This window comes from Candidatus Protofrankia californiensis, from assembly GCF_900634765.1.
Lineage (GTDB): Bacteria > Actinomycetota > Actinomycetes > Frankiales > Frankiaceae > Protofrankia > Protofrankia californiensis.
The window spans coordinates 6,867-10,585 of the sequence record NZ_CAAAFT010000434.1; the positions used below are offsets into that span (position 1 = coordinate 6,867).

Consider the following 3,719-nt stretch of genomic DNA (forward strand, 5'->3'; position numbering starts at 1 on the left):
GTCCGTAGGCGACGTGCCGGCGGCAGCGGGAGACGTGCCGGCAGAGCCGCCGGCGGGTGCCGGAAGGCAGACAGGTGAAGGAACCTGGTCACGCACGACAGTCACATCCTCGTCGGAGCCGACACACCCAGCAGCCGGAGGCCACCGGCGAGCACGATCCGGGTCGCGTCGGCCAGCAGCAGCCGCGCCCCGGTGAGCGCCCCTGCTGCCTCGTCCCCCTGTGGCAGCACCCTGCATGCCTCGTGGAAACGATGGTAGGTACCGACGAGCTCCTCGAGGTAGCGCGCGACCCGGTACGGCTCTCGCAGCTCGGCCGCGGTTTCAACGACCCTCTGCAACTCACCCAGCGCCCGCAACAGGTCACCCTCACGCGGGTGGGTCAGCAGTGACACGTCCGCGCCCTCGACGTCCACACCCAGCCCCAGCTGCCTGGCGTTACGCAGCAGCAGGCAGATCCACGCATGAGTGTACTGGACGCGGAAAACCGGATTGTCGTTGGTCCGCCTGGCAATGACGTCCAGGTCGAGCGTGCCGGCGGCGCCCGGTGGGGTGCGGACGAGCGAATAACGGACGGCGTCCATCCCGACCGCGTCCACCAGATCGGAAATCGAACCGAATTTCTTGCCCACGCGTACCGCAGGTGCGTCGTCCGCGAGTGCCCGGTCCGCAGGTGCGTTGTCCGCGGAGAAGTCCCGCAACCCCGGACCGACCCGAAACACCGTTCTGGCAATTCCGCCGGCAGAGGCTTCGCCGGCGTGGATTCCGCCGGCATAATCGGCGCGGTGACCGCCGGCCGATGCGAGCAGGCCGCGGGCTGCCGCGAGGACCAAAGCTTCGAACCGGTCGACCTGTACGCCTGCTTCATCGGCATCGCATGCGTTTCCCGTGGCCTGCATGGTTTCGGCGTCGCGCGTGCTTCCGGCGGCCCCGGCGGTTTCGGCATCGCATGTGCTTTTGGTAATTGCGGCATCGCATCCGGTTCCAGCGGCACGGTCGGCGCCGAGCAGCCGGGCCAGCGCGTCCTCCACGGCCGCCTGACGCGCCGAGGCAACAGTCACCGGACCAGTCGGGGTCGCGCGCACGCACTCGACGCTCATCCACCCACCCACACCTGCCCGACTCCGGCCGAAAACAGCGCGACCATCGCTTGTCCCGGGCCGCCGGGGACCCACAGTCGATCTCCGTACGTAGTCGTCGCCCGCCCGCGCGACCGTCCGGGCGATCTCGCCGAGGGCGTCGCCCGCCAACCGGATGTTGAGGAAGCCGCCTCCGGCGACGTCGACGCCGGCCACCGCCGGGTCCCGGCGGAGCCGGACCGCGACCGCCTCCGCGACCTCCCGGGATGGCCGCCGCGCCGAGCGGGCAAGCTGAAGAGCAAGCGGTGTGGCGTAGTCACCATGGTCGACGACCTTGGAACATTCGACCGGCACCACCGCGGGAACCACCACGTCGAGCTCATCGTCCGCGACAAGATCGCAGACGATGGCCCTGAGGGTCTCAGCGAGATCGGCCGGGGTCATGGCGTGATGCTATCGGCGCAGGACGCGTGAACCGACCGGCGTCGCTATCGGTAGCCGTCCGCCGAGGGCTTTCCCGAAGACGACACTCCCACCGGCCCGCATCGAAATCGGCTCCCCGCCCGGCAAAGGACTCAAGCCCGCACACCAGAGGTGTAGCAGACAGGTAACGGACAAGCGATGCCGGTCCGACCGATTCAACAGATCCGACACGTCCAAACAGATCCGTCGGGCCAGAGGGGCCTGACCGGTTCAGACCGGCTGGCCGCGACCGGCGGCAAACCGGCGCACAACCCCGATCAGTTCGTCTGGGTCGAAGGGTTTGGTGAGGTAGTAGTCCACCCCGAGGCGCTCCCCGCGTCTGAGGTCGGCGGCTTGGGCACGCGCGGACAGAAGGATCACCGCGATGTCCGCCGTAGCAGGGTCCTCGCGCAGGCGGGCGACCACGTCCCATCCGTCCAGATGCGGCATCATGACGTCCAACGTGATCACATGCGGCGCGACAGCCCGCACCCGCTCGAGGCAGTCGAACCCGTCGATCGCGGTGTACACGTCGAAGCCTTCCAGCTCGAGGTTGACCACCACAAGCTGACGGATCACCGCGTCGTCGTCGACGACGAGGACGCGCGGGGCTTCGCAGTACACATCCGGAGCTTACGGCGACCTGGCCGGATGACCACCCCTACGAGCCTGGTACGGTAAGACTCGTTGCCCTAGAGCCCCCGTAGCTCAGGGGATAGAGCACTGCCCTCCGGAGGCAGGTGCGCAGGTTCGAATCCTGCCGGGGGCACTCCAAGCAGATGCGTGACTACCGAATGTTACTATTCGGATGGTTCGGCAGCCATTGCCACTAAAACTCAGCCGAATCGATTCAGGAGATGAAGATCGAACGGCTGGAACAGCGCATCCAGGAACTGGATACCAGTCTGGACGACACGACACGCGCCTACGAGATAGGCGGCGACCAGGTCGTGGAGAGGTCGGGAAGTATTCGTACCGTTGGCGCGAGCACCCACGTCTGAACGTCGGCGACCGCGTGCTCCTACCCGAGAACCGGCTAAGCGGGGTGAAGCACGGACACGGCGCCTTCGAAGGCGCCGTCACCAAGCTGGGTTCGACCTATCACGGCGATCTCTCATACATTGTCGGCCGGGTCCCTCCCGAATGACGGGCCGTCAGCGCGGGCACGTCCGCACCAAACGGACTCGCAGATCGAAAGCTCCTCGGCCCCACTTATGTTATGTATCGCAGTCGCCGTTTCGTCACCCAGATCGGACAAAGATCCCGGGTTGAGCCGCACAGGTTTGAATCCGGATTCCCGGGGTCCACATCGGGCCGGTCGGTCGCGTTGCTCGCCAGTCCGTTGACATCCGTGGGTCAGCGGCCGGAGAACTTGGGCTCACGCCATCACGCTGATGTCGGCGGCGAGCGCCAGGCATGCCCCGGCGCCGATTGCCGGGCCGTGCACAGCCTCGATCACCGGCTGGGGCAGGTTGAGCAGGGCAAGGAACGCCGGGTGGAAGCGCCGACGGAGCGCGCCTCGAAGATCATCGAGTCCGGTGCTCAGGGTCGGGAACCCGGCGACCAGATCCGCGCCCGCACAGAAGGCGCTGCCCTGGCCGGTCAGCACGACGGTATGGACGTCCGCGGCCTTCCAGGTCGGAAAATGCCTCCGCCAGGCCGTCGCCCAACGTGTCGTCCCAGGCGTTGCGCGCGTGGGGCCTGGACAGTTCCACTGTTGCGATACCGTCCTGGACAAGAATATTAACCGAATCATTCGTCATGTTTATGGTCATACTATAATTGAGCCCCGGGATCAGCCCCTCGAAGGCAGCCTCGACCTCAGCGCGGACGACACGAAGGGCGTTCTCATGGCGCCTCTCGACGTGGAGAGTCCGCAGGGGCTGCGGGCGACCGGCCCCCCAACCACATGGTCGTCGGTGACGTCCCGAACCGTCCGGTGTGGAGCCGGCCGTCCCGGCGAGGATGCGACCGTCGGCCAGGAGAGGGCATACGGTAACCCTGCGCTCACCAGCGCCCACCTACCGGTAGGCCAACGACACCTCGAACCGCGTTGCCCACGCGCTGCCGGCCGCGGGACCGCGGCGCAGTGACGGAGCCGGGTCCTGACGGCCCGTACGCCTCTCCAAGGCCGCATAGCGTCCACTTCGCCGGGTCCGGGTCGTGACAGGGCTCCAGCAT

Annotated in this window: 4 protein-coding genes and 1 tRNA gene; 2 read left to right on the forward strand and 3 right to left on the reverse strand. The window is 67.2% G+C overall.

Going from position 1 to position 3,719, the window contains the following annotated elements; translation table 11 throughout:
* Window positions 1-101: 101 nt before the first annotated feature.
* Both DD1DGNOD_RS22440 and DD1DGNOD_RS22445 read right to left on the reverse strand, forming a co-directional pair.
* Entirely contained in the window at window positions 102-1,520 is a 1,419-nt protein-coding gene (locus tag DD1DGNOD_RS22440; protein ID WP_131768441.1) for a DALR anticodon-binding domain-containing protein, read from the reverse strand.
* Between the two features lie 249 nt (window positions 1,521-1,769).
* Window positions 1,770-2,162, reverse strand: a complete 393-nt coding sequence (locus tag DD1DGNOD_RS22445) for a response regulator transcription factor (RefSeq protein ID WP_131770987.1) — start codon at window positions 2,160-2,162, stop codon at window positions 1,770-1,772.
* 73 nt (window positions 2,163-2,235) lie between these two features.
* Between DD1DGNOD_RS22445 and DD1DGNOD_RS22450 the strand changes: the two genes are divergently transcribed.
* Window positions 2,236-2,307 (forward strand) — tRNA-Arg (locus DD1DGNOD_RS22450).
* A gap of 88 nt (window positions 2,308-2,395) precedes the next feature.
* Window positions 2,396-2,539, forward strand: a complete 144-nt coding sequence (locus DD1DGNOD_RS28350) for a hypothetical protein (protein WP_206443367.1) — start codon at window positions 2,396-2,398, stop codon at window positions 2,537-2,539.
* A 377-nt stretch (window positions 2,540-2,916) separates the two neighbouring features.
* Here DD1DGNOD_RS28350 and DD1DGNOD_RS30590 read toward each other — a convergent pair whose 3' ends face one another.
* The gene (locus tag DD1DGNOD_RS30590) at window positions 2,917-3,294 is read right to left on the reverse strand and encodes an enoyl-CoA hydratase-related protein (RefSeq protein WP_131768443.1); all 378 of its coding nucleotides are present in this window, start codon (window positions 3,292-3,294) and stop codon (window positions 2,917-2,919) included.
* Window positions 3,295-3,719: the final 425 nt, after the last annotated feature.

Bases quoted from the DNA above. Each gene is read 5' to 3' on its own strand.
- DD1DGNOD_RS22440 (WP_131768441.1), bottom strand. From the start codon at position 1,520: ATGACCCCGGCCGATCTCGCTGAGACCCTCAGGGCCATCGTCTGCGAT.
- DD1DGNOD_RS28350 (WP_206443367.1), top strand. From the start codon at position 2,396: ATGAAGATCGAACGGCTGGAACAGCGCATCCAGGAACTGGATACCAGT.
- DD1DGNOD_RS30590 (WP_131768443.1), bottom strand. From the start codon at position 3,294: ATGATTCGGTTAATATTCTTGTCCAGGACGGTATCGCAACAGTGGAAC.